This is a genomic window from Scleromatobacter humisilvae (assembly GCF_023231945.1).
GTDB classification, from domain to species: Bacteria; Pseudomonadota; Gammaproteobacteria; order Burkholderiales; family Burkholderiaceae_C; genus Scleromatobacter; species Scleromatobacter humisilvae.
The window spans coordinates 1-3,895 of record NZ_JAJLJH010000022.1 but is presented as its reverse complement, the minus strand read 5'-3'; the positions used below and the strand labels follow the sequence as shown (position 1 = coordinate 3,895).

The following is a 3,895-nucleotide window of genomic DNA, read 5'->3' as shown; positions in this document are numbered from 1 at the left end:
GAAGGACTCGAAGGTGATCGTCGCGATCAACAAGGACGAGGAAGCGCCGATCTTCTCGGTGGCCGACTACGGGCTCGTCGCCGACCTGTTCGTCGCCGTGCCCGAAATGATGACGCAGTTCTAGGAGCCGGACATGAACCTCGCCGATCTTCACGAGCATGTCGGAACCGAACTCGGCGTCTCCGCGTGGGAGACGCTGGCCCAGCCGCGCATCGACCGCTTCGCGGAGTGCACCGGTGACCACCAGTGGATCCATGTCGACGTCGAACGCGCGCGCGCCGAGAGCCCGCTGCGCGCCACCATCGCGCATGGCTACCTGCTGCTGTCGCTGATCGCGCCGTCCACGTTCGAAGTCCTGACGCGGCCGCTGGGTGTCGCGCAGGCGCTCAACTACGGCCTCGACAAGGTGCGCTTCCTGTCGCCCGTGAAGGTCGGCTCGCGCGTGCGCAATCGCATCCGGCTGCTGTCCATCGAGGACAAGGGCCAGGGTCGCCTGCTGATCGCGACCGAGAACACGATCGAGATCGATGGCGAGACCAGGCCGGCGCTGATCGCCGCTGCGCTGGTGCTGGTCACGGGGGCTTGAGCCATGGCAGCGAAGAAGACGCCAGTCGCCACCCGGCGCAAGCCCGCACCGGCACCGGCAGCGGCAGCGGTGGTCCCGGTCAACGATCTCGCCGCGAGTGCGACCGAGGGAATGCTCGGCCCGAATCCGTTCGTGGGCCTGCGCTGGCGCGATGTCCTCGCGTCGTCGCGCAAGATCGGGCTGCAGGCTGCGAAGCAGCCGGCCCTGCTGCTGGAACAGGAGGCCATCCTGGCGCGCGAACTGATCTCGGTGCTGGCAGGCCAATCCGAGCTGGACATCGGCAAGGGCGACAAGCGCTTCGCCGATCCGGCGTGGCAGACGAACCCGTTCTACCGCAGGCTTCTCCAGGGCTACGTGGCGTGGGGCCAGGCGCTGTCCGGCTTCGTCGACAAGTCGTCGATGGACGCCGACAACAAGGCGCGCGCGCGCTTCGCGATGTCGATGGTGACCGAGGCATTGGCGCCGACCAATTCGCTGGCGGGGAACCCGGCGGCGTTGAAGAAGGTGGTCGACCGCGGCGGCGCCAGCCTGCTGAGCGGCCTGCGCAACATGCTGTCGGACATGGTCGAGAACCGCGGCATGCCGGCGCAGGTGGACAAGCAGGCCTTCGAGGTCGGCCGCAACATCGGGCTGTCGGCGGGCGCCGTCGTGTTCCGCAACGACGTGCTGGAGCTGATCCAGTACGCGCCGACGACGCCGCAGGTCCACGTCCGGCCGCAGCTGATCGTGCCGCCGCAGATCAACAAGTTCTACGTCTTCGACATCGCCCCCGGCCGGAGCATCGTCCAATACATGCTGGACAGCGGCTTCCAGACCTTCGTCGTCAGCTGGCGCAACCCCACCGCGGTGCAACGCGACTGGGACATGGACACCTACGTGACGGCGCTGCTCGAGGCGATCGACGCGGTGCGCCAGATCACGGGGTCCGACGACGTGAACCTGCACGGCGCGTGCTCGGGCGCCATGACCATGGCCGCGTTGCTCGGCTACCTCGCCGCGAAGGACAAGCCGGTCGTCCACGCGGCGACGCTGATGGTGGCGGTGCTGGGCCAGTGCGCGGACTCGCAGCTGTGCCTGTTCCTCACGCCCAAGGCCGTGGCCGCGGCGAAGAAGCGGACGGCCTCCAAGGGCGTGCTGGAAGGCCGGGAGATGGCGCGCGTCTTCGCCTGGCTGCGTCCCAACGACCTCGTGTGGAACTACTGGGTCAACAACTACCTGATGGGCAATCGGCCGCCGGCCTTCGACATCCTCTACTGGAACAACGACACGACCCGGCTGCCCGCGCGCTTCCATGGGCAGCTGCTGGACATCTTCGCCGACGGCCTCCTGCATCGGCCCGGCGGGCTCGAGGTGCTGGGCACGCCCGTCGACCTGGCCCAGGTGACCTGCGACAAGTACGTGCTCGCGGGAACGACGGACCACATCACGCCGTGGAAGGGCGTCTACGAGACGGCGCGCGCGTTCGGCGGCAAGACGGAGTTCGTCCTCAGCTCCAGCGGCCACATCCAGAGCCTGATCAATCCGCCGGGAAATCCGAAGGCCCGGTTCCATGTCCGGTCCGACCTGCCGGAGACGGCGGACGACTGGCTCGCCGGCGCGAGCGCCATGTCCGACTCGTGGTGGGAGCACTGGCGCGAGTGGCTGGCGGCGCGCTCCGGCGCGATGCGGCCGGCGCCGAAGTCGCTCGGGAGCCGGCGCCTGCGGCCCGGTGCGCCGGCGCCCGGCAAATACGTCGTCGAGGCATGACCGCCGGCCGCGACAAGGCCGGGTTCGCGGGTGCCGTGGAAATCCGGCGCGTCGACGTGGATGGCCAGCGCCTGCGCGTGGGCGTCCGGCATGGCGACGCGGGGACGACGCCGCTGCTGATCTTCAACGGGGTCGGCGCCAACCTGGAACTCGTCGAGCCCTTCATCTCGGCGATGCCGGGCGTCGAAGTCGTCATCTTCGACATCCCGGGCGTCGGCGGATCCCCGACGCCGCTGCTGCCCTATCGGTTCTCGTCGCTGGCCAGGCTGGCGGACAAGCTGGTGTCCAGGCTCGGCTATTCGGGCCAGGTCGACGTCCTGGGCGTGTCCTGGGGCGGGGCGCTCGCGCAGCAGTTCGCGCACCAGTTCCCGCAGCGATGCCGACGGCTTGTCCTTGCCGCCACGTCCGCGGGCGCGATCATGGTTCCGGGGCGGTTGTCGGTCATGCTGAGGCTGGTCAATCCGCGCCGCTATCGCGACCCCGCCTATCTCGACGCGATCGGGGGCGAGCTGTATGGCGGCGGCTACCGGCGCGATCCACGCCTGCTGCGCGATCACGGCCGGGGCATCCGCCCGCCGCGCGGGCGTGGCTATGCCTACCAGCTGATGGCTGGCTGGGGCTGGAGCAGCCTCTGGTGGCTGCGCAGCCTGCGCCAGCCGACGCTGGTCATGCACGGCACCGACGATCCGATCATCCCGCTGGTCAACGCCCGGATCCTGTCCCGCCTGATACGGCGCTCGCGGCTCCATCTCGTCGATGACGGACACCTCTTCCTGGTCAGCAGCGCGCGCGAAGTGGCGCCCGTCGTCCGCCGGTTCCTGGCCGACGCGGGCGACGAGCTGGCGGATGCGGGCAGCGGTCGTCCCTAGGCGCGGGGATCGCCGGTTCGGGTCAGCGCGAAGTCCTCAGTTCGGCAACTGCCGCGTCCGCCCCTCGTAGGCCGGCGTTTCCTTGTAGACGCCGCCGAACGCGCGCTCGACCCATTTCGCGCAGTTCGCGCAAGGCGACGCGATGATGCCGTCGCCGTTGAACGACACGAGCGTGTAGCTGCGCGGGTTCTTGCCGCGGCCCATCAGCTCCATCCACACGTGCGCTTCGGCGCAGGTGGAGAACGGCCTCGTTGGAACACCCTGTGTCATGCCGAGCCATGGCAGCTTGGGCGCGAACTCGGCCAGGTAGGTCGGCCACGGGTTGGTGGGGCTGGCGACGCCGCCCACCGGGCTGCTGGTGGCGAATACCTGCTCCTGGCCGTCGAGGGCGAGCGAGAGCATCCGGCCGACCTCGTCCTTGTGGAGATTGGCGAAGGTATTGGCGGCCTTCTTGATGTCCTTGCTCGACATCTCGTTGCGTTGTTTCGGCACGGTCTTCTTCCTTGGCGAGTGGGGCGGTCCGGCGGAACTCGCGGGATCCTGCGCCAGGATCCCGCGCGGCCAGCGGCGACGAGCGCGCCGATCAGTCCTTCGAGTTCTCGGCGATGTTCCAGTTCATCGACGGCTTGTCGCCGGCGCTGCCGTCCTTCTTCTGCTCGACGTAGTCGACCTTGACCGACGCGAAGTTCAGCGT

4 protein-coding genes and 1 pseudogene are annotated in these 3,895 nt (G+C 68.9%); 4 read left to right on the top strand and 1 reads right to left on the bottom strand.

Annotation, left to right across the window (positions count from 1 at the left end; translation table 11 throughout):
- From LPC04_RS29000 to phaZ, 4 genes and pseudogenes are all read left to right on the top strand, one after another.
- A pseudogene (locus LPC04_RS29000) lies at window positions 1-124 on the top strand (electron transfer flavoprotein subunit alpha/FixB family protein); the annotation flags it as partial.
- A gap of 9 nt (window positions 125-133) precedes the next feature.
- Window positions 134-586 (top strand): MaoC family dehydratase, encoded by a 453-nt coding sequence (locus LPC04_RS28995; protein ID WP_275685818.1) that lies wholly within the window; start codon window positions 134-136, stop codon window positions 584-586.
- Between the two features lie 3 nt (window positions 587-589).
- A complete protein-coding gene (locus LPC04_RS28990) occupies window positions 590-2,332 on the top strand; it encodes an alpha/beta fold hydrolase (RefSeq protein WP_420854787.1) in 1,743 nt (580 codons plus the stop codon).
- The gene (gene phaZ, locus LPC04_RS28985) at window positions 2,329-3,201 is read left to right on the top strand and encodes a poly(3-hydroxyalkanoate) depolymerase (protein ID WP_275685817.1); all 873 of its coding nucleotides are present in this window, start codon (window positions 2,329-2,331) and stop codon (window positions 3,199-3,201) included. The genes LPC04_RS28990 and phaZ overlap by 4 nt, the downstream gene beginning before the upstream one ends.
- 36 nt (window positions 3,202-3,237) lie before the next feature.
- On the opposite strand, the gene LPC04_RS28980 is transcribed toward phaZ, so the two are convergent.
- Entirely contained in the window at window positions 3,238-3,693 is a 456-nt protein-coding gene (locus tag LPC04_RS28980; RefSeq protein ID WP_275685816.1) for a hypothetical protein, read from the bottom strand.
- Window positions 3,694-3,895 lie beyond the last annotated feature (202 nt).